Origin of the sequence: Mesorhizobium sp. YL-MeA3-2017 (assembly GCF_030814575.1) — a bacterium.
Taxonomy (GTDB): Bacteria; Pseudomonadota; Alphaproteobacteria; order Rhizobiales; family Rhizobiaceae; genus Mesorhizobium; species Mesorhizobium terrae.
Window position 1 is genome coordinate 5,136,279 of sequence record NZ_JAUSVH010000001.1, and the last position, 26,686, is coordinate 5,162,964.

Below are 26,686 nucleotides of genomic sequence, written 5' to 3' on the forward strand. Positions count from 1 at the left end.
AAAGGTCCAAAAAAGAAAGGCAAGGTACGGGAGGGCACCTTGCCTTGAAGACGGGCGTCGAAGCGCGGATCTGCCTCTAATGGCAGGCGGGGTTCATCCCTTCATCCGCATCGCCTCGACGCCTGTTGCTGGAAGCTAGCGCCGCGCCACCGGCGGCACGTAGTGTTCGAGGTCGGGTGCCGGGAAATGCACCGTCTCGCCGGTTTCGGCGGATTTGTAGAGACCCATCATCATCTCGACCACGCCGAGCCCGTCATGGAAGGTTTCCTGCGGCGTCTCGCCCTTGCGGAAACATTCGGTCATGTGGCGGTTCTCGTCGGTGTAGCCATAGACGCCTGCCTCATCCTCCAGCACCGGCATCAGGCCCTGTTCGGCGTTCTGCTTCTCGACCAGGTCCTCGCCTTCCGAGCCTTTGACGGCGCGCGACATGAATATTTTGAGGCCGGTGCCCAGCGAGTTGAATTCCATTGCATATTCTGGGCCGAGCAGTTCGAGCTGGATGCGCAGGCCGGCGCCGACATAGGCCCAGGAAGTGGTGGCCTCGATCATCAGTTCGTTGCCGGCCTCGTCCTCCAGTGCCACCACACCGCGGGCAAAATCCTCGGATGGGTGGTTGCGGTAGTCGACGCCCGGGCCGAAGCGGCGGGCGAGGTCGTCGGCGTAATGCGGCCGCGTCCATTTGAGGTTGGCGACGGTGCCGCTGACCGACTTGACCCTGAGCGAATTGCGCGCAGCGCCCGGCGCGGTGAGCAGGTGACGGGCGACTTCGAGGCTATGGCACATCATGTCGGACAAGACGCCGCCGCCCTGCTTGTCGCCCTGCCAGAACCAGGCCTCGTGCGGGCCGGAATGCTCCTCCGCCGCACGCGCCAGATAGGGGCGGCCGGTGGTGGAGGCGGCGCGACGCCAGATGATCTCCTTGCCGCGGATGACCGGCGTCGAGAACACCTGGTTTTCGAGATAGCCGTGGTTCAGCCCGGCATCCTCGGCCAGCCGCAGCATTTCGCGTGCCTCGGCCACCGTGCGTGCCAGCGGCTTTTCGCAGGCGACGGCGAACACTTTCGAGCGGCCGGCCTTCACTTCCGCATGCAATGTGCGCATCACGTCGAGGCGGGTGTAGTTGGGCGACAGGACCCAGACGGCATCCAGCGTGGGATCGCCAAGCAGGCTTTCGAGGCTGTCGTGGTTCTTGCAGGCGCCGAGGCCGAGCTCGTCGGCGAGCTTGACGAAATGCGCGCGCTTCTCGTTTGAGCGGCTGTAGACGCCGACGACGTCGATGTTGCGCACGCCGACCAGCGATTTCAGGTGGAACTGGGCGATGAAGCCCGTGCCCACGAATCCGACGCGCAATCTCTCCTTCGGCAACTGTGCCATGGTCGTCCTTTCCTGCTTTGAAATCTCTCAGATCGGTTTGGCGCGCGCCGTCGAGCCGCGAACCTGCAAGGCCGTCGGCATTTCCAGCGTCTCGGCTTCGGTCAGGTCGCCGGTCAGCACGCGCAAGAGCTGTCGCATTGCTTCCTGGCCGATCTCGGCACGCGGCTGGCGCACCGTGGTCAGCGGCGGGTAGAAAGCTTGGCTCAGGAACAGGTCGTCGAAACCGACCACCGAAACGTCGCCCGGCACGTCGAGACCCAGCCGGCGCAATTCGTTGATGGTGCCGAACGCCATTTCGTCGTTGGCCACGAAGATGGCGGTCGGCGGGTCCGGCCGCTCGCACAGCGCCCGGCACAGCGTCTCGCCCGAATGCAGCAGATAGTCGCCCACCGGTTCGTAGCCGTCCGGAATGGCGAGCCCGGCGGCCGACATCGCCTGGCGGTAGCCGTCGCGGCGCTTGACGCTCATGACCTCCGGCACCGGCCCGCTGATATGGGCGATGCGCTCGTGGCCGAGGTCGATGAGATGTTCGACGGCGGCGCGCGAGGCGCCGACATTGTCGATCTGCACATGCGGCAGGCCGAGACCCTCGATGGTTTCCAGCGCCACCACGACCGGCAGGCCGTGCAGATGCTGGCGGCTTTCCTGGACCGACCATGGCAATTTGCCGGTGATCAGGATCATGCCGTCGGCATGGCCGTCGCGCAGCATGTCGAAATACTCGACCTCGCGTTCGGCATTGTTTTCGGTGTTGCCCATCAGCACCGAATAGCCGGCGGCGCGCGCGGTCGCTTCGACGCCTTTCATGATCTCGAGATAGAAGGGGTTGCCGACGTCGCGCACCACCATCAGCACCGCCATGGAGCGCTGTGTGCGCAGGTTGCGGGCACTGACATTGGGCCGGTAGTTCAGCGACTGCGCCACCTCGCGGATGCGCGACAGGGTCGGCTCGGCCACCAGTCCGGTGTCGGAAAGCGCCCGCGAGACCGTCGCCGGGGAAACCCCGGCGCGCGCGGCGATGTCCTTGATCTTGGCGGGCCCGGCCATGCCGATCAGCTCCGCATCGCCTTGGCGCGGCCGTAGAACAGCATCAGCGCCACCAGCGTCGCGCCGAACACCATCTGGCGGCCGGATTCGTCGATATGCACGGTGGTCAGGATGCTTTGCAGCAGCACCAGCAGCACCGCGCCGGCCATGGTGCCGGTGTAACCGCCCTTGCCGCCGGAAAGCGGCGTGCCGCCCAGAACCACGGCGATGATGGACGGCAGCATGTATTGTTCGCCGACATTGGCGAAGGACGAGCCGGAATAGCCGAGCAGGCACATGCCGGCGATTGCCGCGAAGGCACCCGACAGCATGAACAGCGCGATGCGGATCGTCTTCACCGGCACGCCGGCCATGAAGGCGGCCTGCTCGTTGGAGCCGATGGCGTAGACCCGGTAGCCGAACACGGTGCGGCGCAGCAGCAGCGCCATGGCAAGGCCGATCAGAAGCCATAGCCAGATGATGCCGGGCAGGCCGAGCAGGAACGGCTTGACGACGAAGTCGGAGAGGCCGGGTGCGGCGCGTCCCGACGGGATGCCGTTGCGGATCACCACCAGCAGGCCCTGCAGCACGCCCAGCATGCCGAGCGTCATCACCAGCGGCGGGATGCGCAGCAGCGTGACGCCGACGCCGTTGATGAGGCCAAAGAAAGCGCCGACGACAATGCAGACCAGGATGGCCGGCAGGATGCCGCCATCGGCGCCGTTCATGACATTGCCGGCAAGGATCGCCGCCAGCGAGACGATGCCACCGACCGACAGATCGATGCCTTCGCGCCCGCCCAGGATGACGAGGTTCTGGCCGGCGGCGACGATGCCGAGCAAGGCTGCAACGATGAGCAGCCTGAGCACCTGCCCCGGCGAGGCGAAGCCCGGCGACAGCCATTCGCCGACGGCGAGCAGCAGCACGATGAGGATCAGCGCCACCACGAGCGGCTTCTTCAGGAAGGCCAGCACGGCGTTCTGCGCCGGCTTCGAGGCGAGGGCGTCGGCGCTCATGCCCGTGCTCCGCGGCTGACGAGGATGCCGGTCATCAGGGCGGCCAGGATGGCGAAGCCCTGCGCGAAGTTCTGCCATTCCGACGGCGTGCCGACGAAGAAGACCAGCGCGTTGATAAGGCCGATGATGAGGGCGCCGATCAGCGAGCCAGTGACCGTGCCGAAGCCGCCGGCCAGCGCCGAGCCGCCCAGCACCACGGCCGCGACCGAATAGAGCGTCATCTTGCCGCCGACCAGCGGGTCGCCGCTCGCCGTGTCGCCGGTGATGCAGAGTGCGGCGAGTGCCGCGAACAGGCCGCAGAAGACATAACCCTTGATGCGGATGGCGGTGACCGGCAAGCCGCTCTGGAAGGCGGCCTGCTGGTCGTCGCCGACGGCCAGCATCTGCGTGGTCAGCCGCATGCGCATCAGGAAGGCGAGCACGATCGCCACGGCAACAACCGCGTAGAGCACGAAGGGGATGCCGAAGAAGCGTCCGCCATAGGTGGTCCAGTAGGCTTCCGGCGCCGGCGTTCCGGCCACCGGCAGCACGGTGAGCGCAAGGCCGGTGAAGAAGATCGAGGTCGCGAAGGTAGCGACGATCGCCTGCAGCCTGAGGCCGGCGACGATGATGCCGTTGATGAGCCCGCAGGCGAGCCCGATCAGGGCGCCGGCAAGGCAGGCGGCGATCACGGAAAAGCCGTCGCCGCCCCATTTCTGCATCAGCACGATCACCGACACATTGACCAGCGACACGATGCTGCCGGCCGAAAGGTCGATATCGCCGGAGAACACGACATAGGTCTGCGCCACCGCCAGCATCATCAGCGCCAGATAGGTGGAAACGAGGCCGGTCATGGCGCGGAAGCCGAGGCTGCGCGGCTCGAAGATGCCGTTGAGCGCCAGCAGCGCGACAAGGATGATCAGCGCCGGCAGGAAGGGATAACGCCGGATCAGGCGACCGAGGCCGCCGGTTCTTGATTGTTGGGTCGCGTCGCTCATCAGGCGGCCTCGTAGGCGGCGTGGTAGAGATTGTAGCGGGTGCGGTCCTCGCCCTTCAGTTCGCGCGTCACCGCGCCCGAGTTGAAGACCAGGATACGGTCGGCATTGGCAAGCAGTTCGGCGTCCTCCGAGGAATAGAGCACGATGCCCATGCCGTCGGCGGCCAGCGAACGGATGAGCTGGAAAAGGTCGGACTTGGCGGCGAGGTCGATGCCCTTGGTGGGATCGTCGAGCAAAAGGATCGACGGACGGTCGACCAGCCAGCGGGCGATCACCACCTTCTGCTGGTTGCCTCCCGACAGTGAATTCACCGGCTGGCCGATGTCCTGGAACTTGGTTTTCAACGCCTTGAGCGGCCCGTCGACCAGTGCGGTCAGCGCACCCGGCCGGGCCAGATGCAGCCCGTTGCGCAGGAAATGGATCGGCGTGACGTTTTCCAGGATCGGCCGGCCGGTCAGCGTGCCGTCGCGGCCGCGGTCACCCGAGACATAGGCGATGCCGTTGCGGATCGCCTCGGCCGGCGTGCGGGCCGCGCACGGCTTGCCGCCGACATGGATGGCGCCGGAATTATGGGCCAGCGCCCCGAAGATGGCGCGCAGCACCGACGACTGGCCCTGGCCGTGCAGGCCGCCGAAACCGAGAATCTCGCCCTTGCCGACGCTGAAGGAAATGTCGCGGAAGCCCGCGCCCGATAGGTTGGCGACGGACAGTACCGCATCGCCGGCGGTGGCCGGCACCGGCGGCTTGGCATCGACAAATACCGCCTCGCGCTCGCCCACCATCTGGCGGATGACCGTATCGGCATTGGTCTCGGCGATGGCCGAAGTGGCGACGGTGGCGCCGTCGCGGATGACGGTGACGCGGTCGCCGATCGAAAAGATTTCGTCCATGCGGTGCGAGATGAACACCATGGCGCGGCCTTCCTGTTTCAGGCGGCGCAGGATTTCGAAGAAACGGTCGACCTGGGCGCGGTCGAGCGCCGATGTCGGTTCGTCGAAGATGAGGATGGGGGCTTCGGTGGCCAGCGCCTTCATGATCTCGACCAGCTGCCGCTGGTCGGCGCGCAGCCGGTCCACCGTCACGTCGGCGGCAAAACCTTCGCCGGCGACATCCTTGAACTCGGCGATCACCTTTGCCGCGCGCTCTTCCAATGCGGTGCGGTCGACAAAGACGCCGCCCTTCACCGGCATCGCCGGCAACAGGATGTTCTCGGCCACGGTGCGCCGCGCGGCCAGGCTGAGCTCCTGGTAGAAGATGCCGATGCCGAGTGCCCGCGCCGCGCGCGGTCCGTCAATCGTCACCGGCTTGCCGTCCAGCAGCACCTCGCCGGCGTCCGGCTTGACGCTGCCGGCGACGATCTTGCACAGCGTCGACTTGCCCGAGCCGTTCGAGCCGATCAGCACATGCACTTCGCCAGGCTTGAGATGCAGGTCGCCTCGGCTTAGCGCAACCGTTGCGCCATAGGCCTTGCGCGCGCCGCGAACGATGAGTTCGGACATCGATGCCGTTCCTTCGGCAGGGCAGGGGTAAAACCCCGGAAATTGCCAGATTACTTGAAATTTCGTCCCAGGTCCGCCCGGCGACCGAAGCCGCCGAACGGAGTTCCTTGGGAGGAATTACTTGAAGAGCTTTTCAGCGTCTTCGATCGAAAGCTGGCTGGTGAAGGAGTAGTAGCCGGGCTTGCCGTCCACTGCTTTCGCTGCTTCCGGAAGGTTCTTGGAATCGATGAACGGGATCGGCAGGTACATGGCGTTCTTGTACTGCCCGGCCGCCGCCGGCTCCTTCAGTTCCTTGCCCTGCAGCATCAGCACGGCGACATTGAGCGCCGAGGCCATGACGCCCGGAGGATTGACCGAAGCGCCGGAGTTCAGCTTGTCCTTGGTCCAGATGTCGATGAAGTCCTTGCGGATCTCGCCGGTGGCGGCGATCGACGACTGCTTGCCGGCATCGATGATCGACTTCCAGGCGCCGGCGGCCATGCCGTCCTGCACCCACACGCCGTTGATGTCGGGATAGGTGGCGAGCAGGTTCTGCATGGCCTGCTGGCCCTGCGCCTGGTCCCAGTTGGCGTTCACTTCGTTGACGATCTTGATGTCGGGATACTTGCCGAACACTTCCTTGTAGCCGGCAACGCGCATCTCGTTGGCCGGATGGCCGGCGACGCCGTTGATGGCCACGACATTGCCCTTGCCGCCCAGCGTCTCGGCCAGCCACTTGGCGCCGGCGGCGCCCCAGGCCTTCTGGTCGATACCGACATAGGTGGCATCCTTGGACGACACCTCGGCGTCGGTGGCGATCACCAGGATGCCGGCGTCCTTGGCCTGCTTGAAGATCGGGTCGAACGCGGTCGGGCTGTTCGGGTTGATGATGATGGCGTTGACGCCCTGGCTCATGAAATTGCGCACCTGCGCGATCTGGCCGGGCACGTCGACATTGGCGCTCTGCACCACGACCTCGACATTGACGCCCTTGTCCTTCCAGGCGGCTGCCGCGGCCTTCGCCTCGTCAATCATCTGGGTGCGCCATTCGGAACCGACCCAGCCGTTGGAAAGGCCGATCTTGAAATCTGCTGCGTAAGTGGAAAACGCCGATATGGCCAGCGCGGTGGTGGCCGTCAAAGCTAATGCGATCGCCTTTTTCATATGTTCCTCCCTGAGTGCGACGGCGCGAATGGTAACAGGAATGAAATCGATTTCAATAGCGCAAACGCAGCTTTTTGGGGGATGAGCCCGCCTCCATGCGGGCAGGGACGGGCTATCGTTGCGTCTTCACTTCTGGTCGATGAAGTCGACGACCGCCTTGGTGTATTCGTCGGGCGCCTGCAGCATGGCGAAATGACTGGCGTTGGGCAGGATGATCTCCTTGGCGCCCGGAATGGTCTTGGCCATGTAGTCGGTGTGCTCGCGCTTGATCGCCTCGTCGTGATCGCCGGCTACGATGGCCGTCGGCGTGGTGATCTTGGCGACCTGCTCCTTGCTCCAGTTCGGCTGCGTCTCCCACATCTTGCTAATCTGGGCGACGAAGGCGTCGTACTGGTCGGGCGTCTTGGAGAGTTTTTTGTAGTCGCGGCCCGAGCGCTCGATATAGGCGGCGAAAGTCTTGTTGGTGAGCACGCCGGGATCGACGCCATCGGTGGTGACGTTGGCGGCTTGCGCGAACAGGCGGGTCAGCCGTTCGGGATGCTTCATGGCGATGTCGATGCCGATGATGCCGCCATCGCTCCAGCCGACCAGCGCCGTCTTGTCGATCTTGAGATGGTCGAGCAGGGCAAGGTAGTCGGACGCCATCAGGTCGTAGCCATAGGGCTCTTCGGTGCGGGTGGAGCGGCCATGTCCGCGGCTGTCGGCCACGATCACCTTGTGCGTCTTGGCCAGTTCCGCCACCTGGCTCGACCAGATGTCGGCATGGCCGAGGCCGCCATGGATGAGCAGGACCGGATCGCCCTTGCCGTAGACGGCGTAATACATCTGGATGCCGTTGACCGGCGCATAGCCGCTTTCCTCGGCCTTCGGCATGGGCGCGGGTTCGGGCAGGGTCAGCCAGCGTTCCTCGGCGCGCGCGGCGCCCGAGACGATGAGAAGGGCGACAAAGGCCAAAGCGGTCCACAAACGCGACATCGGGCGGTCCTCCGGGATTGAACCCGGATCAACCGCCTTCCGCCGCGCAAAGTCAACATCGGGCAAAAGCGACGCCGGGGTCGGGAATGGATTCCCGACCCCGGCACGAACCTTCGCCCCTGAGACCTTACGCGTCCTCCTCGACGAACACTTCCTCGCGCTTCTTGCGCACCGCCGGCAACAGCACCACCACCAGGATCAGCGCCGCGACGGCCAGAAGGCCTGCGCTGATCGGACGGGTGACGAAGATGGACGGGTCGCCGCGCGACAGGATCATCGCCCTGCGCAGGTTCTCCTCGAACAGCGGGCCGAGCACGAAACCGAGCAGCAGCGGCGCCGGCTCGCAGCGCAATTTGGCCAGCACATAGCCGAGCAGGCCGAAGAAGGCGACCGCGTAGAGGTCGAAGGCGCTCGATTTCACCGAATAGACGCCGATGGCCGAAAACGCCATGATCGCCGGGAACAGCACGGTGTAGGGCACCGTAAGAAGCTTCACCCACAGGCCGATCAGCGGCAGGTTGAGCACGATCAGCATCAGGTTGCCGATCCACATCGACACGATCAGGCCCCAGAACAGCGCCGGCCGTTCGGCAGCCACGTCCGGGCCAGGCACGATGCCCTGGATGATCATGGCGCCGATCATCAGCGCCATCACCGGGTTGGCCGGGATGCCGAGGGTGAGCATGGGGATGAAGGAGGTCTGCGCGGCCGCGTTGTTGGCCGATTCCGGCCCGGCCACGCCCTCGATCGCGCCCTTGCCAAACTCCTCGGGATTTTTCGCGACGCGTTTTTCCAGCGTGTAGGAGGCGAAGGAGGCCAGGATGGAGCCGCCGCCAGGCAGGATGCCCAGCGCCGAGCCCAATGCCGTGCCGCGCAGCACCGGCGCCGTCATGCGCCGGAAGTCCTCGCGCGTCGGCATCAGCCCGGTCACCTTGCGGATCATCACCGAGCGGTCGTGCTCGTTTTCCAGATTGCGCAGGATCTCGGCCACGCCGAACACGCCGACCGCCACGGCCACGAAATTCAGCCCGTCGGAGAATTCGCGGATGCCGAGCGTGAAGCGCGGCGTGCCTTCGAAAATGTCGGAGCCGACCAGGCCGAGCAGCAGGCCGAGCACCACCATGGCGAGCGCCTTGACGATGGAGCCGTGCGCGAGCGCGATCGAGGAGACGAGGCCGACGACCATCAGCGAGAAATATTCGGCCGCGCCGAATTCCAGCGCGATCCTGGTCAGCGGCGGGGCGAAGATGGCGACAAGGAAGGTGGCGACGGTGCCGGCGAAGAAGGAACCGAGCGCGGCCGTTGCCAGGGCAGCGCCGGCGCGGCCGTTGCGCGCCATCTGGTAGCCGTCGATGGCGGTGACGGCGGAGGAGGATTCGCCCGGCATGTTGATGAGGATGGCGGTGGTGGAGCCGCCATACTGGGCGCCGTAATAGATGCCGGCCAGCATGATCAGCGACGACACCGGGTCGCCGATCTGGAAGGTGACGGGCAACAGCATGGCGATGGTGGCGGTGGCGCCGATGCCCGGCAGCACGCCGATCAGGGTGCCGAGCAGCACGCCGATCAGGCAGAAGCCCAGATTGGCCAGCGTCGACGCCGTCATAAAGCCGAGTGCGAGATTGCTGAAGAGATCCATCGCGTCAGGCTCCTAGCCCGGCGAGCCACGGCCCGAAACGTTGGAAGGGAAGGCCGAGCGCGTAGCTGAAGACGACGACCGAAAACAGCGTAAGCGCCGCGGCGATGATGATCGCGGTGGTGGGCCGCATGCGCTGCGAAGCGAAGGCGGCAATCAGCGCCGTGAAGAACAGCGACGGCACGAAGCCCAGCCCGCGCACGGTGAGCCCGAAGAAGATCGGGGCCGGCAGGATGAAGAACAGGCCACGCCAGGCGATCGGCCCGATCGGTTCGCCCGCCATGCGCATCGCCTGGATGGCGATGATGGCGCCGAGCAGCACGAGAACGCCCGACAGGACGAGCGGGAAATAACCCGGGCCCATGCGAAAGGCCGTTCCCATTTCCTGCCCGAGCGACTGGTAGCCGAAGAACAGGCCGGCGGCGATGAAGATCGCGCCGCACGCCGCGTTCGTTCGGTCGATGGAAAGCTTGTCCACGGTTCCCTCCCAATGCCTGGTGCGGCCATCCCTCTCACTCAGCCTCCGCATGCTGCGGCTTCGCTGCCGGACCCGGACCGACCTCTCCCCGAGGGAGAGGAGGCCGTCGGCGCCGGATGAGGGGTAGGCTCGCCTGCGATTGCCCTCGGGGTGAGGGGATGCTCGCCCTGCCGTATGCCTTAGTCGGCGTATTGGCCGGCGGCCTCGATCACCGGCTTCCAGCGGGCGATCTCGCCTTCGAGCTTGGCCTTCAGCGCCGCCGGCGTGGCGTCGGCCTCGGGCGACGGCTTGGTGCCGAGCTCGGCGAAGCGGGCGACCACGTTCTCGTCCTTGAGCGCCTTTTGCAGCGACTTGGAGAGCCGGTCGAGCTTTTCCGGCGCCGTTCCCTTGGGCGCGTAGATGCCGTGCCAGATGCCGACCTGGAAGCCGGGCAGGCCGCCTTCCTCGGCGGTGGCGACGGTGGGCAGCACGTCCAGCCGGGCCGGCGAGGTGACGGCATAGGCCTTGATGGTGCCGCCCAGGATCTGTTTGGTGGTGTTGGTGGTCTGGTCGCACATCAGGTCGACCTGGCCGCCGACCAGATCGGTCATCGCCGGTCCGGTGCCCTTATAAGGAACCGTCACGAACGGGGTCTGGATGGCGTTCATGAACATCATGCCGCACAGATGCGAGGCGGCGCCGATGCCGGCATTGGCAAGGGTGACCTTGTCCTTGTTGGCCTTCACATAGTCGATCAGGCCCTTGAGGTCGGTCGGCTCGAAATCCTTGCGTGCCACGATGGTCATCGGCACGTCGGTGACGAGGCCGACATAGTCGAAGGCGTTCAAAGTATCGTAGGCGAGCTTGCGGTAGAGCGTGGCGCTGGTGGCCATGCCGATGTGGTGGAGCAAAAGCGTATAGCCGTCCGGGTCGGCATCGGCGACGCGGGCCGCGCCCAGCGTACCGCCGGCGCCGCCGACATTCTCCACGATCACCTGCTGGCCGAGATCCTTGGACATGGCCTCGGCGACCAGCCGGGTAACGGTGTCGGTCGGGCCCCCGGCCGAGAACGGCACGATGACGGTGATGGTGCGGTCTGGATAGCTTTCGGCCATGGCCGAACCGGTCAGCATGGCAATGGCGGCAGCCGTCGCCAGCGAGGCGATGAGCGTCTTCATGGAGTCCTCCCAAATATGCGTGCCCTGCCGACGCCCTGGTTTCCTCCAGCGCAGGCAGTGGATGGCGAATAGGAGGGGCCAGAGCCGCGTTCGGCAACACGACGCAGGCGCAAAACGGCGGCATTTCCGCAAGGAGTGTCGCGCGATGGGTGGAAATCGTAACATCGCCGCTCCGGCGTGTGTGGGTTTCCACACATGCGGGCGCGGCAGTCGGAGCCGGACCTAGTCGGCGGCTTCCGAAACGCCCAGCCGCTTCTTGTCGAGCCCGTAGCGCTGCATCTTCTCATAGAGCGTCTTGCGCGAGATTCCGAGCTGTTCGTAGACCGGCTTGAGGCTGCCGCCATGGGCAAGCAGCGCCGCCACGATGACATCCTTCTCGAATTCGGCGACGCGATCGGCGAGACGCAAGTCTCCGGCGTCCGCCCCGGCCGGCTCTTCGGCGCCATGCTGCCCGAGGCCAAGGACAAAACGGTCGGCGGCATTGCGCAGTTCGCGCACATTGCCCGGCCAGTCGCGGCTGGCGACATCGGCGATGATGTGCGGTGGCACGTCGGTGTCGTCGCGGCGATAGCGGCCGGTGGCCTCGCGCACCAGTTGCAGGAAAAGCAGCGGCACGTCTTCCCGCCGCGCGGCAAGTGAAGGCATGCGCAGCGTCACCACATTGAGGCGGTAGAGCAGGTCGGCGCGGAAGCGGCCCGCCGCGACTTCTTCGTCGAGGTCGACCTTGCTGGCGGCGATGAAGCGGACGTCGAGCAGTATCGGCTCGTTGGAGCCGAGCCGGTAGATCACCCGGTCCTGGATGACGCGCAGGAGCTTCGCCTGCAGGTCGGCCGGCATCGAGCCGATCTCGTCGAGGAGCACTGTGCCGCCCCTGGCATGTTCGAACTTGCCGAAGCGCGGGCGCAGCGCGCCCGGAAAGGCGCCGGCCTCATGGCCGAACAGCTCGCTTTCGATCAGCGTGGCGGGCAGTGCCGCGCAATTGATGGCGACGAAAGGTTTGGTGGCGCGGCCGCTGATGTCGTGCAGCGCGCGTGCCGCCACTTCCTTGCCGGTTCCGGTATCGCCGATCACCAATATGTCGGCGTCGGTGGCGGCGATGGCGCGCAATTTGTAGCGCAACTCGACCATCACCTGGGTGCGCCCGGGCAGGCGGGTTTCGAGGTCGTCGTTCTTGCCGGCCGCCGCCCGCAGCTGGCGGTTTTCCAGCACCAGCTTGCGCCGGTCGATGGCGCGCATGGCCATCTCCACCAGATGCTGCGTCGCATAGGGTTTTTCGATGAAGTCGTAGGCGCCCTCGCGCATGGCGCGCACAGCAAGCTGCACGTCGCCATGACCGGTGACGAGGATGACGGGGATGTCGGCGTCGATCTCGCGGATGCGCCCGAGCAGTGTCATGCCGTCCATGCCTGGCATGCGGATGTCCGACATGACGACGCCGTGGAAACCCTGCGTGATGAAATCGAGCGCGCGCTCGGCGGAAGCGCAGTCCTGCACGGCGAGACCGGCGAGGTCGAGCGATTGGGCGGCAGCACGGCGCGGCTCCTCCTCGTCGTCGACCAGGAGCACGATGGGCGGCTTCATTCGGCCGCCTCGCGCACGCCGCTGCGCGCCGCGTCGAGCTCGATGGTGAACAGGGCGCCACCCTCGGGATGATTCAAAACAGCAAGGTCCCCGCCGAAATCCTTGACGATGTTATAAGAAATCGAAAGGCCGAGACCAAGACCCTTGCCGACGCCCTTGGTCGAGAAGAACGGGTCGAAGATGCGTTCCGCGATCGCCTCGGCGATGCCGGGACCATGATCGCGTACCGATATCGCCACCTTGCCGGCCCGCCGTTTCGCCACCAGTTCGATCCGCCGGTCCGGCAAACCTTCGACGGCATCGGCGGCGTTGGTGATGATGTTGACCAGCACCTGCTGCAGCCGCACCGAGCCGGCCTTGACCGTCAGCGGCGCGCGGCCGAGATCGACCGTGAGCGTCGCGTCCGCCGCCTTCAGCCGCCAGGCGACGATCTCCTGCGTGTCGCGGATCACTTCGGCGAGGTCGACCGGCCCGAGTTTTTCGTTCGGCTTGCGGGCGAAATTGCGCAGATGCCGGCTGATCGAGGCCATGCGGTCGGCGAGGCTGGAGATGCGCGCGACATTGTCGCGGGCCTCGGCCGCGCGCTCGCGGTCGATCAGTACGGCGGCGTTGTCGGCATAGGTTTTCACCGCCGCCAGCGGCTGGTTGAACTCATGCGACAGCGCCGCCGACATCTGGCCGAGCGCGGCGAGCTTGCCGGCCTGGATCAGGTCTGCTTGCGTTTGCCTGAGTTGCTGTTCGGTGGCGCGGCGCTCGGTGACCTCGGTCTCCAGGCGCGTGTTGACCAGCGCGAGGTCGTGGGTGCGTTCGTCGACGCGGCGTTCGAGCTCGGCCTGGGCGTTGCGTTGCAGAAGCAGCCGCTCGGCCAGCCGGGCCCGTCGCTGCAGGAAAACAAAGCCGGCCAGGGCGGCAAGGCCGAGCGCCAGCAGCGCGACGGTCACGGTGATCAAGGCCTGGGTATGCGCCGAACGTGTGTCCAGCAGCACACTGATCGTCCAGCCGGCGTCCGGCATCGCCTCCGACAGGACCAGATATTCGCTGCGCTGGCTTTCGAAATTGACGGTCATCAGCGGAAGCCGGTCACCGAAGCTGCTGCGCGTGATCGGCAGTTCACGCAGCGTGGCGGTCGCGTAACGCCGCGAGGCGGCGGTGCGGGCAAGCCGGTCCGGTGTCAGCGGCAAAAGGCTGGAATAGAGCCACTCCGGCCGTTCCGCCATGAAGATGATGCCCTCGGGGTCGGTGACGATGATCTCGTCGTCGCCGCCAAGCCATGAGGCCTCGATGGCATCGACCTCGACCTTGAACACCACGACCCCGCGGATGGCGCTGCCGACACGCACCGGGGCCGAGAAATAGTAACCGCGCTTCAGCGAGGTGGTGCCGAGCGCGAAAAAGCGGCCGCGCTTGCCTTCGATCGCGTCTTGGAAATAGGGTCGATAGGAAAAATTCTCCCCGACGAAGCTGATCGGGCGGTCGAAATTGCTGGCGATGATCGTCTCGCCGTCCGGGCCGATCACATAGATGTCGGAAGATTGCAGCAACGCGTTGATTTGCCTGAGATAGGCATTGCCCCTGGCGCGGAGTTCCGGATTGCCGGGGTCGGCCAGCAAATCCTTGATGTCGTCATTGTCGGCGATCAGCGAGGGCAGCGGTTCGAAGCGGTTGAGCTGCCCCTGCAAGGCGGCGACGGCCAGTCTCAGCGTGGTTTTGCCGCGCGATGCCGCTTGGTCGAGATAAGCGCGCGAGGCGAAGCTGCTGCCATAGAAGGCGAGCGCCACAGCCAGCGTCGCGACCGCGAGCGCAGGCCAGATCCAGCGGCGACCTTTGAGGAACTGCGGCATCGGAAGTCCATGGCAGGTCCTAAAGACCCGGAACAATTCTGTTATCGAGTATAGCCACGGTCTCAGTTCAAACAACCGAGCCGCTGTTTTCCGCGGCGGCTTTCGCTACAGTCGCGAAGAAACACGGGAATCTCCTTGCAATGCCGAAAAATTCATCCTTTTCCAAGCCGCGACCCTGGACCGAAATGGCGACGCTGCTGGTCGACGTCGCCATGGGCCGCAAGCCGGCCGACCTCGTCGTGCGCAACGGCCGCTGGGTCAATGTCCATTCCGGCGAGATTGTTTCCGGCACCGATATCGCCGTGGTCGGCGGGCGCTTCGCCTATTGCGGGCCCGATGTCTCGCACGCCATCGGCCCTGATACGCAGGTGGTCGATGCCGGCGGGCGCTATCTGGTGCCCGGCCTGTGCGACGCGCACATGCATGTCGAAAGCGGCATGGTGACGGTGACCGAGTTCAGCCGTGCCGTCATTCCGCACGGCACCACCTCCATGTTCATCGACCCGCATGAGATCGCCAATGTGCTGGGTCTGCCCGGCGTGCGGCTGATGCATGACGAGGCGCTGGCCATGCCGATCAACGTGCATGTGCAGATGCCGTCCTGCGTGCCTTCGGCGCCGGGGCTGGAAAATGCCGGTGCTCAGCTCACCGTCGAGGATGTCGTCGAGGCGATGGGCTGGGAAAACATCATTGGGCTCGGCGAGGTTATGAACTTCCCGGGCGTCGCCGCCAACAATCCGGTGATGTCGGGCGAGATCGCCGCGACCGTGCGCGCCGGCAAGACGGTGGGCGGCCACTATGCCTCGCCGGATCTCGGCCTGCCGTTCCACGGCTATGTCGCCGGCGGTCCGGAAGACGACCATGAAGGCACCCGCGCCGACGATGCGATCGCCCGCGTACGCCAGGGCATGAAGGCGATGCTGCGTCTCGGTTCGGCATGGTACGACGTCGCCGAACAGATCAAAGCCGTGACGGAACAAGGCATTGACCCGCGCAACTTCATCCTGTGCACCGACGACAGCCATTCCGGCACGCTGGTCAATGACGGCCATATGGACCGCGTCGTGCGCCATGCGATCCAACAGGGCCTGAAGCCGGTGACGGCGATCCAGATGGCGACCATCAACACCGCCCAGCATTTCAGGCTGGAGCGCGAGATCGGTTCGATCGCGCCGGGGCGGCTGGCCGATTTCCTGATCGTCTCGAACCTCGCCGAAATGGCGATCGACGAGGTCTATGGCCGTGGCGTTCGCCTCGCCGCCGCCGGCAGGCTGGAGGCCGATATCCCCGCCTACGACTATCCGGCCAGCGCCAAGAATACGGTGAAGCTCGGCAAGCGCCTTGCCGCACACGACTTCGACATCAAGGCGCCGGAAGGCGCCAACAAGGTGCGCGCCCGCGTCATCGGCGTCATCGAGAACCAGGCGCCGACCCGCGCGCTGGAGGCGGACCTCGCCGTCGAGGACGGTCTGGTCGCCATGGACCGGCGCAATGACGTCTGCCAGATCGCGCTGGTGGAGCGCCATCGCGGCACCGGCGGCGTCACCAACGCTTTCGTCTCGGGTTTCGGCTATGGCGAGGATTGCGCCATGGCCTCGTCGGTGGCGCATGACAGCCATCACATCATCGTCGTTGGTACCAACAAGGAGGATATGGCGCTGGCCGCCAACCGCCTGGCCGAGGTCGGTGGCGGCGTCGTGCTCTATTCGAAGGGCAAGGAACTGGCGCTGGTCGAAATGCCGATCGCCGGCCTGATGTCGGACGAGCGCGCCGAAATCGTTGCAGCCAAGGCCGAGAAGTTGACTGAGGCGATGCGCCAGGTGGGCTGCTCGCTGAACAACGCCTACATGCAGCACTCGCTGCTGGCGCTGGTGGTGATCCCCGAGCTGCGCATCTCGGATGTCGGGCTGGTCGATGTACGCACCTTCGAGAAGGTCGACCTGTTCGTGTGAGGTTTTATGGCGTTCTGGCTGGCAAGTGCCGTTGGATTGGTGGTCGCCTACCTGCTGGGGGCCACGCCCACCGGGTACCTGGCGGGGAAACTGCTGCGGGGCATCGATATCCGCGAGCATGGCTCCCGATCCACCGGGGCGACGAATGTACTCAGAACGCTGGGCAAGGGACCGGCGCTGGTCGTGCTTCTCGTCGATGTGCTGAAGGGTATAGCCGCCATCGTCTTCGCGCGCTGGTTTTATTCCTGGCTCGCGACGCTGCCGTCCTTCGCGCCGCCGGCGGCGATCGATCTCCAGGCCCTGGTGCCCTGGGCCGTCTGCCTGTCGGGGCTGGCGGTGCTGCTCGGGCACGGCCGCTCGATCTGGCTGAACTTCACCGGCGGGAAGGCCGCCGCCACGGGGCTCGGCGTTTTGCTGGCGATGTCCTGGCCCGTGGGGCTCGGCGCGTTCGCGGTCTGGGGCATCGTGCTCGCCGTCTCCCGCATCGTCTCGCTCAGCTCGATCCTTGCCGCGATAACGGCGATCATGCTGGTCTTCGCTTTCGAGCAGCCGCTGCCTTACCGGCTGCTGGTGATCGCCGGCGGCCTCTATGTGATCCTGCGCCATCGCGCCAACATCCAGCGGCTCCTGTCCGGGTCGGAGCCACGGTTGGGCCGGAGCGGCGGGTGAGGGACGCCGTGCCGGGGCGCCGATGTCGACACTGGCCAAGTTGCGGACATCGCGGCCGTGTGAGGCTCAGGCTTGTTTCAGCAGTATTTCCGCGAGGGCTTCGGGTTCGAGCTGCGGCACGTTGTGTCCGCAGTTCAGGGCGTAGGTTTGCCAGTCCGGGTCATTGCTCAAGCGTTCATGGAGGTCGCGAAACGGACTGCCCTCCCACCCATGCGCGCCGACATAGAGCTTGCGCGGAACGTCGCGCCAATGCCCGGTCAGGGTGATCGCCTGGAGAAAAGTCGCCATCGGATGCGGGCGGCATCGCGGCTCGCGGTTGGAGGGTGGCACGCAGGTCAGCCCGTCGGCTTGCGATCCGGCGATGAAGATATCGCGAAAATCGGGGCTGGTCAGCGACCAGACGGACTCGCCGGTTTCGGGAACATAGGCATCGACATAGACCAGGGCCCGGATTTTGGCGCGTGCCCTGTCGGCAACGCCGCTCACGACCATGCCGCCATAAGAATGACCGACCAGGATCAATTCGTCATCGCAATCTTCCGCGACTTGAACGGCTGCCTCTATGTGACTGGAGAGATTGGCCGCCGGCGCCGGAACATCGCCGAGGCCGGGGAGGGTGAGCGCGAGTACCTTGTGTCCCGATGCGGTCAACAGATCCGCGACCGGATCAAAAGTCCAGCCACCGCGCCATCCACCCGGAATGAGGATAAAAGTCGTCATTTGGCACCGATCGTTTGTCTGGCAATAGGGGATGCACCTAGGCTCAATCACGAACGGAGCAAAAGCAAGGTCGAGGCGGAGCTCGACTGGCAACGCCCCGGACGGATTGCTCTCGCCGCGAAATCTCACGAAAAATGAGCCGAGGTGTCGGGAACTGCGTCGGTCGTTCGTCCTTTGGAGGCAAAGCGCAGGAACTGGATCGCTGGCCATGGGAAGGATCGCCGCAATCATGCGCACTGGTCTCGCCAGCATCATTCAATCGTCGGGAGCGATCCAATGATCCCCACCATCACCGCCTTTGAACGGTCTCCAGATCGCGGCAGGGGACAGGCGCGCGACATGCGTGTTCGCTGGGCGCTGGAGGAAGTGGGACAGCCCTACGACGTTCGCCTTGTTTCGTTCAGCGCGATGAGGGAAGGCGCGCATCGCGCGCTGAATCCTTTCGGGCAGATTCCGACCTATGAAGCGGGTGATCTCACTCTGTTCGAGTCAGGCGCGATCGTGTTCCATATCGCCGAGCGCCATCGCGGCCTCTTGCCCGACGAGGCAAATGCCCGGGCGCGCGCCATCACCTGGATGTTCGCCGCGCTGAGCACGATCGAGCCGCCGGTCCTGGAGCGGGAAGCCGCTGTCCTCCTCGAGCGCGACGCACCCTGGCACGCCGAGCGCCTGCCTCGGGTCGAGGACCGCATCCGCCACCGGCTGCGCGCGCTCTCCGATCATCTCGGCAATGCCGATTGGCTGGACGGCGCGTTCAGCGCCGGCGACTTGGTCATGGTCGGGGTGCTGCGCAGGCTGATCACATCGGGGATACTCGACGAATTTCCCAATATCGCCGCCTATGTCGCCCGCGCCGAGGCGCGGCCGGCCTTCAGGCGCGCCTTCGCTGCCCAGTTGGCGGTTTTCACCGCCGTATGGGGCGGCTGATCGAGGCTGCGGGACAGCAACCACAAGCAGCACATGCCGTTGGGGCCGGCCGTGATCCGGCGCGCCTCCCCAAAAGTCGGGTCGGTCGATTGGGACCTTCGAGAAAGCTGCCCCGCTCGTGTGAACGGGAGCCTCGATCTCGCTAGATGGCGCCGCTCGCCAGACCATGGATCACGCCCAGCAGCGAACAGCCGCCCAACACCCAAAGCATGCCAAGCTTGAAGCGGAACACGGCGAGCAGGGCGATGATGGAAAGGCCGAGCGCCGCCGGGTTCACACTTGTGAGGACCGGGATGTCGAGGGTTGCGCCCGCCAGATGGATTTCGCGCAGTTCGCCGAACAGGACGTGCAGCGCGAACCAGACCGCGAGGTTGAGGATCACGCCGACGACCGCGGCGGTGATTGTCGCCAGCGCCGCCGAGAGCGCCTTGTTCGAGCGCAGCGTCTCGATGTAGGGCGCGCCAAGGAAAATCCACAGGAAGCAGGGCGTGAATGTCACCCAGGTGGTGAGCAGACCGCCCAGGGTGCCGGCCAGCAAGGGCGGCATCGCACCCGGTGAGCGGAAGGCCCCCATGAAGCCGACGAACTGGGTCACCATGATGAGCGGACCGGGCGTGGTCTCGGCCATGCCCAGCCCATCCAGCATTTCGCCGGGCTTCAGCCAGCCATAGGTGCCGACGGCTTGCTGGGCGACATAGGCGAGCACGGCATAGGCGCCGCCGAAGGTGACCACGGCCATCTTCGAGAAGAACATGGCGATCTCGGCAAAGACGTTTCCCGGCCCCTTCAACAGAAGCAGGGCCGCGACAGGCGTCAGCCAGAGCACCAAAAGAATGGCCGCCATCCTGAGCGACCAGGCCGTCGCATTGCGGGCATGGGCAGGAATATCATCGCCAAGCGCGGTGTCGGCATCGGCGACTTGGTTCTTACCCATCTTGCCGTGGCCATTGGCAGCGGCGAACGCTGCCCAGCCGGCCCGGCCACCGACATAGCCGATCAGCGCGGCGGAGAGCACGATCAACGGAAACGGCACCCGGAAGACGAAGATGGCGACGAAGGCGGCGGCTGCCAATGCCACCATCACCTTGTTGCGCAACGCGCGCTTGCCGATGCGGGCGACCGCTTCCAGCACGATCGCCAGCACGGCCGCCTTGAGGCCGAAGAACAGGGCCTGCACGACCCCGACATTGCCGAAGATCGCATAGATCCAGCTCAGTGCCATGATGGCGACGAGGCCCGGCAGCACGAAGAGGATGCCCGCCACCAGCCCGCCTTTCGTCCGGTGCAGCAGCCACCCGATATAGATCGCCAGCTGCTGCGCTTCCGGGCCAGGCAAAAGCATGCAGTAGTTCAGGGCATGCAGGAACCGGGTCTCGCCGATCCAGCGCTTTTCCTCGACAAGGATGCGGTGCATGACCGCGATTTGCCCGGCCGGGCCGCCAAAGCTCAGCGCGGCGATCCTGGCCCATACCTTGACCGCTTCGCCGAAGCTGATGCCATGCGCCGCACGGCGGTCCGGCGTGGTGGTCGCTTTGTTCGGAACCGACACAGTCATTGCGCGGCTCCCTGCCTGACGTTCGGCCAATTGTGAGTCTCGTCGGTCGCGTCGCGGCACCAGCGGTAAAAAGCGTCGTAAAGCAAGATGCCGGCCTCCAGCTGGGCAAGGTCGTCGGAATACATGCGCGAAAGGCCGAGCGATGCCGCAAGCAGCCCGGCCGCCTCCGGGGCAAGGTCGAGACGCGCGGTATCGGCACCGCGCACAATGGTTGCAAGCCGAAGCAAGGGATCGCTGGCGAGCCCGAATTCCTCGACCATGGTATCGAAGCTGCATGTGTCGCCGCGATGGCTCCAGAACACGCCCTCCACGTCGAACGGCGTGGCATGGAAGCGTTCAGCCACGCCCGCCACCTCCTGCGGTGCCACGAACAGGAAGGCAGCGGCCGGATCGACAAAACGCCGGATCAGCCAGGGACAGGCGATGCGGTCGATCTTCGGCCGTGCCCGCGTCACCCAGACGGTGCGGCCTGTCGCATCGCGTGGCGGCACCTTGTTGGCGGGCACCGCCGGCAAGCCAGCGGCGAACCAGGCCTCGATACCGCCTTCGAGCGACTCGGCCGGCAGCCCGAGCTGACGCAGCCAGGCAGCGCAGCCTTCGCTGAGCTTCTTGCCGCTTTGGCAGATCACCACCGCCGAAGTCTGGCTGATTGCCGAATGCCAGATTTGAACGTCCTGATATGGTCGCCTGAGCGAGCCGGGCACGAGGCGCGGGTCGAGAGCGAAGTCCTCGTCGTTGCGTACATCGATCAGCGCCGGGCAATGCGGCGTGCCGATCAGGCGGGCGAGCTTGTCGATGGATATGGTCGTTGGGGATGGCATGACGCGTCCTTCCGTTTACCGGGTTTCTGGACGCGATTCTTGGGCCGTAGCCTCGTGGGGAGATCGCAATCCCCATAATGGCGATCATTTGCCCGCCGCCGCGACAAGTCAAGCGGTGGCTTGATTGTGGCCTGCGAAAGTGCGCAACGGATCGCCTTTTCCGAGGGGCACGATCCCCGGGCGCTCTCACGAAATGGCCGGCCTCAGGACCCGGTCGAATTGCCTGGAGCGCCGAGGTTTTGCGGCTCTCCGATCTCGACCGCATGTCCGTCGGGGTCATAGAAGCGGAACACGCGTTGTCCCCAGGCTTGACGCTCGACGGGATGGATCAGCTTCACATGCGGCGTGATGGCCTCGAAAGCCGCGTCGACATCCTCATGCTCGAAATAGAGGAGCAGGTTCCGCCGCCCGTAGGGTTCCGTCGCCTGGGATACCTTGCCCCAGACAGTCTGTTCGAGCACGGGGCCTTCGTGGATCGCGAAGCCGGTCTCGAAAAGGACGAAGCTCCCAAAATCCTCCACTATCTTCAGGCCGAGTCTCTTTTGATAAAACTCCCTGGAGCGGCCGATGTCGCTGACGAAAGGGATCGGATTGATGAAACGCATTGGGCTCCGTTCGCGGCTTCAAGTCGTCATGGCATGCCAGCGCTGCAACCGCGCGCCACCTCTCACTGCCCACCGGTCACCACTGTCAGCACCTTGAACGGCGTGGTCACGACGATCTCGGCAACCGAGCCGACGGCGCGGCCGAGACCGCTGCCGAGGTTTTCGAGCGGCTGGTCGCCGCCGGGCTCGGCCGAGGCGAGCGCCGCCGGCGTGCGCAACTGTTTGCCCAGCAACTGCACCAGGAGCGGGTTGTCGGCGAATTTGGCGTGGTTGAGGCTGTCGCCGCTCTGGGTCTTGGTGAGGTCGGCCACCACCACGCCATACTGGGCGAGATCGGCGGCATTGCCATAGTCGCCGACGCGCGGCTTGTCGCCGGAAATGAAGGTGGAAAGCTGCAGGGCGCGATCGTCGGCCGAAAGCAGCACGGTGAAGGGCCGCTTCGGCTTGCCGTAGCGCAGCATCTGCTTCTTGAAGACGTCGACGTCGATATCGGGAGAGGCCAGAACGACGTAGCCCAGCTTGCCCGAAAGGTCGCGGTCGCCGGTGATCGCCAGCTGGCGCAACGCTTCCATCGCCACCCAGTTGCCCATGGAATGGGCGATGATGTCGATGCTCTTGGCCTTGGTCTTCGCCAGCATCCTCAGCGTCGCCTCAAGATCGTCGCGGGCGGCGTTGGCGCTTTCCTTGTCATAGATGTAGCCGGTGGTCTTGCCAGCCGAGGCCCAGGAAAACAGCACCGGCGTGCCGGGATAGTTTGTGTCTTGCACGATCTGCGTCAGCCGGAAGACGCCGTCGTCGAAACCGTTGTTGTAGCCATGCACGAACACCAGCACACGCCCGTCGGCGCGGGCGATGTCGGCGCCGACCGCCTGCTCGAATTCCTTGGCGTTGCCATAGAGCACCGCGCGCTGGGCGGTGAAATGCTTGGCGGGGTCGCTCTGCCCGCGACCTCTGGCCCGCTCGATCTTGCCGATTTCATGGATCTTCGGCACGGAGACGTCGACGCGCGCATATTGCGTGTGTAGCGAACGGTCGCTGCTGAACACCTGCCTGGGCTCGGTCTTCGCGGGCTTGCGGGTGGTGGCGACATAGATGTCGTGCTTGGCCGCGATGGCGGAAGCCGGCGCTTCGACAGCGGTCTTGTTCAGGAGATCGTGCGTGTTCGAGCCGGCGCAGCCGGAGGCTGCAAGCGCGATGGCGACGACGAACAATGCCTTCCAGCGCATGATGCCGTTCCCGATGTCTTCACGCCGGAGCCTGGCGTCCATCCTCGAATAGTGGCTGAACCGAGCCCAGTCCAGCGCAATCCGGCTTTGTCTACATCATGCCGAGCTGGCGGATACGGTCGGTGACCTGGCGGTCGCTGGCGAAGCCGTCGTCCTCGCGCAACCGCTGTCCGAGCAGCCTGACCATCTCGGGATTGTCGGCGAACTTGTTGTGGTTGAACGCGTCGGTGCCTTGCTTGGACGACAGATCGACCACCGAAACGCCGTACTGTGCCAGGTCGTCGGCGTTCTTGTAGTCGCCGAGCCGCGGCCGCGAACCGGCCAGGATTCCCGACAGGCGCAGCGCCCGGTCGTCGTCGGACAAAAGCACGATGAACGGCTTGTCCGGCTTGCCGTAGCGGCGCATCTGGCTCTTGAACACGTCCACGTCGATGTCGGGCGAGGCCAAAACGACATCGCCCAGCTTGCCGCCGAGATTGCGGTCGCCGGTGATGGCCAGCTGCCGCAGCGTTTCCATCGTCACCCAGGTGCCCATGGAGTGGGCCACGATGTCGATGCGGCGGGCGCCGGTCTGCGCCAGCATGCGCAGCGTCACCTCCAGCTGGTCGCGGGCGACGCTGGCGCTCTCGCGGTCATAGACATAGCTGGTGGTCGAGGCGCCCGAAGCCCACGAGAACAGGACCGGCGTGCCGGGATAGTTGGAATCGTTGACGATCTGGGCGAGGCGATAGACAGCGTCGTCGAACGAGGTGTTGTAGCCGTGCACGAACACGATGACGCGGCCGCCGCGCGCGGCGATATCGGCGTTGAGCGCGGTCTGGAATTTTGGCGACGCGTCGTAGCCGACCATCTGCGAGGCCATGAAATATTTCGACGGATCGTCGGAGGTGCCGCGGCTCTTGCGCTCGATCTGGCCGACCTGGTGCTCCTTCGGCACCGTGACGTTGACGCGCGCATAGTTCAGCGAGGCCGAGCGATCGCCGTCGAAGCCCTGGTTCGGATCGTCGGCGCGCTTGCGGGTCGTGGCGATGAAGATGGCATGATTGCCGACGATGTCGGAGACCGACGCCGTGACAGCCGCACTGCCCAGCACCTCCTGCGACGACTGCGTGGCGCAGCCGGCGGCAAGGAGCGCCGCCGCAATGATCAGGAACCTTCTCAAACGCACGATACGTCCAGCCCTGCTAATGCCGGCTCCCGCCGGTTCTCGGTTAGATGGAAGCAGCCTCCGGACAAGCGAAGTGCGGCCAAAGTAAGTCCAGGGCCGCGAAAACCATGCCCACGGCGATCTGTCGAGAGCCAACTGTTGCACCAAAGCCAAAATGGCGTCAGGAACGGTTACAACAATCGCAACAAGGGCTTGTCCGATGACCAGCTTCGCCGACCGCGTCGCCAATGCCGCCGCCGCGGTACGCCAGATCTTCCCCGAGACGCCCCTGCAGGAGAACGACTACCTGTCACGCAAATTCGGCGCGCGGGTGCTCCTGAAGCGCGAGGATTTGACGCCGGTGCGCTCCTACAAGATCCGCGGCGCCTTCAACTTCTTCCGCAAGGCGCTGGCCGAGGGCAACGAGGCAGAGTTGTTCGTATGCGCGTCGGCCGGCAACCACGCCCAGGGCTTCGCCTTCGTTTGCCGCCATTTCGGCCGCAGGGGCGTGGTCTTCATGCCGGTGACGACACCGCAGCAGAAGATCGACAAGACAAGGCTGTTCGGCGCCGAATACGTCGAGATCAGGCTGGTGGGCGATTTCTTCGACGAATGCTATCGCGCCGCCTTCGAATTCACCGAGCAGAGCGGCGCCCATATGGTGCCGCCCTTCGACCACAAGGATATCATCGAGGGACAGGCCACCGTCGCTTATGAGATCGCCGACCAGATGCCCGGCGCGCGCGTGCCCGACATCGTGCTGCTGCCGGTCGGCGGCGGCGGGCTGGCCGCCGGCGTGTCGCATTATTTCGCCGAGCGGGGCAGGGTGCCGCGTTTCGTCTTCTGCGAACCGGCCGGCGCGCCGAGCCTCAAGGAAAGCCTCGCCGCCGACAAGCGCGTCAAACTCGCCAAGGTCGACAATTTCGTCGACGGCGCGGCGGTGGCCGAGATCGGCCGCGAGCCGTTCCGGCACCTGAAAGGCTTTTCGCAGGATGACGTGCGGCTGGTGCCCGAAAACCGGCTCTGCGCCACCATGATCGAGATGCTGAATGTCGAGGGTGTCGTGCTGGAACCGGCGGGAGCGCTCGCCATCGACGCGCTCAAGGATTTTCCGCGCAAGGAGATCAAGGGCAAGACCGTCGTCGCCGTCGTCTCGGGCGGCAATTTCGATTTCGAGCGCCTGCCCGACGTCAAGGAGCGGGCGCTACGCTTCGAAGGCTTGAAGAAATACTTCATCATCCGGTTTCCGCAGCGGCCGGGCGCGCTGCGCGATTTCCTCGAAATGCTGGGACCTGACGACGACATCGCCCGCTTCGAATATCTGAAGAAGTCGGCGCGCAATTTCGGCTCGGTGCTGATCGGCATCGAGACCAAGGATCGCCGCAATTTCGATCTGCTGCTCGCCAATTTCGACACACATGGCGTGCAATATCAGGACATCACCGAAAACGAGACGCTGGCGGGCTTCATCATATGAGCGAGATTGGTTTCGTCGCGCTGTTTTCCGGCATCAATGTCGGCGGCAACCGCATCGTGAAAATGGCGGAGCTGCGCGCTTTCTTCGAGGAGCTCGGCTTCACCAATGTCGCCAGCTACGTGCAAAGCGGCAATGTCGTGTTCCGCGCGGCCAAGGCGGATGCGGTGGCGCTGACCAGGACGATCGAGGCGGCGTTCGAGAAGCGCTGGGGCTTCTATTCGCGCATCATGGTGCGCGACGCCGCCTGGTTCGAGCGGCTGGTGGCGGACAATCCTTATCCGGAAGTCGCGGAGGACCCGACCAAACTGCACGCGATGGCGCTGGAGCGGGAGCCGACGGCCGAGGAAATCGGCCGGCTCGCCGAAAAATGCACGGGACCGGAGCGTTTCGCGGTTAAGGGCGACGTGCTCTACCTTCACGCGCCGGACGGGCTCGGCAGGTCGAAATTCGCCGAAATCCTGCCGCGCACGCTGAAGGTGCCCGGTACCACGCGCAACTGGCGTTCGGTGCTTGCGCTGGCCGAGATGGTTTCGCCGGCGCCGCGCTGAGGCGGCGAAGGATCAGGCAGCCTGGCGTTGCCAGGCGAAGGCCAGTTCCTCGCGGAAGGCAAAACGCTTGATGTGGTCCTCGACCACGCTCTCCAGGCGCTCCAGCGATGCCGCATCGGCGGCGGTCAGCGCGATGCGCAGCGCGGTGTCGCCGGCGTCCATCACGGTGCGGCCGATGGTCAGCTCGATCTCGCCATGGTTCGGGTCGAAAGAGACCGGAAACTTGTGCGCCCAATGTTTGCAGAGCTGCTGCAGATAGCGGCTGGCATGTTCGGTGGCGACGTCGGCATGACTGTTGGACATGGAATTCTCCGTTTTCGATTGTCCTGGCTG

The 26,686-nt window shown here is 65.2% G+C and carries 24 protein-coding genes; 5 read left to right on the top strand and 19 right to left on the bottom strand.

What is annotated here, in order from left to right; genetic code table 11:
* Nucleotides 1–135 precede the first annotated feature (135 nt).
* From QFZ88_RS24250 to QFZ88_RS24305, 12 genes are all read right to left on the bottom strand, one after another.
* Nucleotides 136–1,374, bottom strand: coding sequence for a Gfo/Idh/MocA family protein (locus tag QFZ88_RS24250; RefSeq protein WP_024926598.1), 1,239 nt, complete (start codon nucleotides 1,372–1,374; stop codon nucleotides 136–138).
* Nucleotides 1,375–1,401: 27 nt separating this feature from the next.
* Nucleotides 1,402–2,421, bottom strand: a complete 1,020-nt coding sequence (locus QFZ88_RS24255) for a LacI family DNA-binding transcriptional regulator (protein WP_024926597.1) — start codon at nucleotides 2,419–2,421, stop codon at nucleotides 1,402–1,404.
* A 5-nt stretch (nucleotides 2,422–2,426) separates the two neighbouring features.
* Nucleotides 2,427–3,416 (bottom strand): ABC transporter permease, encoded by a 990-nt coding sequence (locus QFZ88_RS24260; protein WP_024926596.1) that lies wholly within the window; start codon nucleotides 3,414–3,416, stop codon nucleotides 2,427–2,429.
* Complete coding sequence (locus QFZ88_RS24265) at nucleotides 3,413–4,396, bottom strand: ABC transporter permease (protein WP_024926595.1); 984 nt, start codon at nucleotides 4,394–4,396, stop codon at nucleotides 3,413–3,415. The genes QFZ88_RS24260 and QFZ88_RS24265 overlap by 4 nt, the downstream gene beginning before the upstream one ends.
* Nucleotides 4,396–5,895 carry a sugar ABC transporter ATP-binding protein gene (locus QFZ88_RS24270; protein ID WP_024926594.1) on the bottom strand — a complete coding sequence of 500 codons (1,500 nt, stop codon included), beginning with the start codon at nucleotides 5,893–5,895 and terminating at the stop codon, nucleotides 4,396–4,398. The genes QFZ88_RS24265 and QFZ88_RS24270 overlap by 1 nt, the downstream gene beginning before the upstream one ends.
* A 117-nt stretch (nucleotides 5,896–6,012) precedes the next feature.
* Nucleotides 6,013–7,038, bottom strand: a complete 1,026-nt coding sequence (locus QFZ88_RS24275; RefSeq protein ID WP_024926593.1) for an ABC transporter substrate-binding protein — start codon at nucleotides 7,036–7,038, stop codon at nucleotides 6,013–6,015.
* 126 nt (nucleotides 7,039–7,164) lie between these two features.
* On the bottom strand, nucleotides 7,165–8,013 hold the full coding sequence (locus tag QFZ88_RS24280) for an alpha/beta fold hydrolase (RefSeq protein ID WP_024926592.1): 849 nt from the start codon (nucleotides 8,011–8,013) through the stop codon (nucleotides 7,165–7,167).
* A 127-nt stretch (nucleotides 8,014–8,140) separates the two neighbouring features.
* Entirely contained in the window at nucleotides 8,141–9,652 is a 1,512-nt protein-coding gene (locus QFZ88_RS24285) for a tripartite tricarboxylate transporter permease (protein ID WP_024926591.1), read from the bottom strand.
* Nucleotides 9,653–9,656: 4 nt separating this feature from the next.
* Nucleotides 9,657–10,127 carry a tripartite tricarboxylate transporter TctB family protein gene (locus QFZ88_RS24290; RefSeq protein WP_024926590.1) on the bottom strand — a complete coding sequence of 157 codons (471 nt, stop codon included), beginning with the start codon at nucleotides 10,125–10,127 and terminating at the stop codon, nucleotides 9,657–9,659.
* 179 nt (nucleotides 10,128–10,306) lie between these two features.
* On the bottom strand, nucleotides 10,307–11,284 hold the full coding sequence (locus QFZ88_RS24295; protein ID WP_024926589.1) for a tripartite tricarboxylate transporter substrate-binding protein: 978 nt from the start codon (nucleotides 11,282–11,284) through the stop codon (nucleotides 10,307–10,309).
* A 222-nt stretch (nucleotides 11,285–11,506) separates the two neighbouring features.
* The gene (locus QFZ88_RS24300) at nucleotides 11,507–12,865 is read right to left on the bottom strand and encodes a sigma-54-dependent transcriptional regulator (protein ID WP_024926588.1); all 1,359 of its coding nucleotides are present in this window, start codon (nucleotides 12,863–12,865) and stop codon (nucleotides 11,507–11,509) included.
* Nucleotides 12,862–14,706, bottom strand: a complete 1,845-nt coding sequence (locus QFZ88_RS24305; protein WP_024926587.1) for a sensor histidine kinase — start codon at nucleotides 14,704–14,706, stop codon at nucleotides 12,862–12,864. The genes QFZ88_RS24300 and QFZ88_RS24305 overlap by 4 nt, the downstream gene beginning before the upstream one ends.
* A 140-nt stretch (nucleotides 14,707–14,846) precedes the next feature.
* On the opposite strand from QFZ88_RS24305, the gene ade reads away from it, so the two are divergent.
* The gene (ade, locus tag QFZ88_RS24310; protein ID WP_024926586.1) at nucleotides 14,847–16,658 is read left to right on the top strand and encodes an adenine deaminase; all 1,812 of its coding nucleotides are present in this window, start codon (nucleotides 14,847–14,849) and stop codon (nucleotides 16,656–16,658) included.
* A gap of 6 nt (nucleotides 16,659–16,664) precedes the next feature.
* Nucleotides 16,665–17,327, top strand: a complete 663-nt coding sequence (gene plsY / locus QFZ88_RS24315) for a glycerol-3-phosphate 1-O-acyltransferase PlsY (RefSeq protein WP_024926585.1) — start codon at nucleotides 16,665–16,667, stop codon at nucleotides 17,325–17,327.
* 66 nt (nucleotides 17,328–17,393) lie between these two features.
* On the opposite strand, the gene QFZ88_RS24320 is transcribed toward plsY, so the two are convergent.
* Nucleotides 17,394–18,278: an alpha/beta fold hydrolase gene (locus QFZ88_RS24320; RefSeq protein WP_244431208.1), complete on the bottom strand. Its 885-nt coding sequence runs from the start codon at nucleotides 18,276–18,278 to the stop codon at nucleotides 17,394–17,396.
* Between the two features lie 45 nt (nucleotides 18,279–18,323).
* Between QFZ88_RS24320 and QFZ88_RS24325 the strand changes: the two genes are divergently transcribed.
* Nucleotides 18,324–18,974 carry a glutathione S-transferase family protein gene (locus QFZ88_RS24325; protein ID WP_024926583.1) on the top strand — a complete coding sequence of 217 codons (651 nt, stop codon included), beginning with the start codon at nucleotides 18,324–18,326 and terminating at the stop codon, nucleotides 18,972–18,974.
* A gap of 142 nt (nucleotides 18,975–19,116) precedes the next feature.
* Here the strand turns inward: QFZ88_RS24325 and chrA are convergent, their stop codons facing one another.
* The 5 genes from chrA to QFZ88_RS24350 all read right to left on the bottom strand — a co-directional run bounded on the left by chrA (nucleotide 19,117) and on the right by QFZ88_RS24350 (nucleotide 24,349).
* Complete coding sequence (gene chrA, locus QFZ88_RS24330) at nucleotides 19,117–20,529, bottom strand: chromate efflux transporter (RefSeq protein WP_051504839.1); 1,413 nt, start codon at nucleotides 20,527–20,529, stop codon at nucleotides 19,117–19,119.
* On the bottom strand, nucleotides 20,526–21,350 hold the full coding sequence (locus tag QFZ88_RS24335) for a chromate resistance protein ChrB domain-containing protein (protein ID WP_024926581.1): 825 nt from the start codon (nucleotides 21,348–21,350) through the stop codon (nucleotides 20,526–20,528). Before QFZ88_RS24335 ends, chrA begins: the two co-directional genes overlap by 4 nt.
* A gap of 203 nt (nucleotides 21,351–21,553) precedes the next feature.
* Nucleotides 21,554–21,955 carry a VOC family protein gene (locus tag QFZ88_RS24340; RefSeq protein WP_024926580.1) on the bottom strand — a complete coding sequence of 134 codons (402 nt, stop codon included), beginning with the start codon at nucleotides 21,953–21,955 and terminating at the stop codon, nucleotides 21,554–21,556.
* Between the two features lie 62 nt (nucleotides 21,956–22,017).
* On the bottom strand, nucleotides 22,018–23,181 hold the full coding sequence (locus tag QFZ88_RS24345) for an alpha/beta hydrolase (RefSeq protein ID WP_024926579.1): 1,164 nt from the start codon (nucleotides 23,179–23,181) through the stop codon (nucleotides 22,018–22,020).
* A gap of 91 nt (nucleotides 23,182–23,272) precedes the next feature.
* Complete coding sequence (locus QFZ88_RS24350) at nucleotides 23,273–24,349, bottom strand: alpha/beta hydrolase (RefSeq protein WP_024926578.1); 1,077 nt, start codon at nucleotides 24,347–24,349, stop codon at nucleotides 23,273–23,275.
* 199 nt (nucleotides 24,350–24,548) lie between these two features.
* Here QFZ88_RS24350 and ilvA point away from each other — a divergent pair, with 199 nt between their 5' ends.
* Nucleotides 24,549–25,805, top strand: a complete 1,257-nt coding sequence (gene ilvA, locus QFZ88_RS24355) for a threonine ammonia-lyase IlvA (protein WP_024926577.1) — start codon at nucleotides 24,549–24,551, stop codon at nucleotides 25,803–25,805.
* Complete coding sequence (locus QFZ88_RS24360; RefSeq protein WP_024926576.1) at nucleotides 25,802–26,353, top strand: DUF1697 domain-containing protein; 552 nt, start codon at nucleotides 25,802–25,804, stop codon at nucleotides 26,351–26,353. The genes ilvA and QFZ88_RS24360 overlap by 4 nt, the downstream gene beginning before the upstream one ends.
* Before the next feature lie 12 nt (nucleotides 26,354–26,365).
* On the opposite strand, the gene QFZ88_RS24365 is transcribed toward QFZ88_RS24360, so the two are convergent.
* Nucleotides 26,366–26,656 (bottom strand): DUF2218 domain-containing protein, encoded by a 291-nt coding sequence (locus QFZ88_RS24365; RefSeq protein WP_024926575.1) that lies wholly within the window; start codon nucleotides 26,654–26,656, stop codon nucleotides 26,366–26,368.
* Nucleotides 26,657–26,686 lie beyond the last annotated feature (30 nt).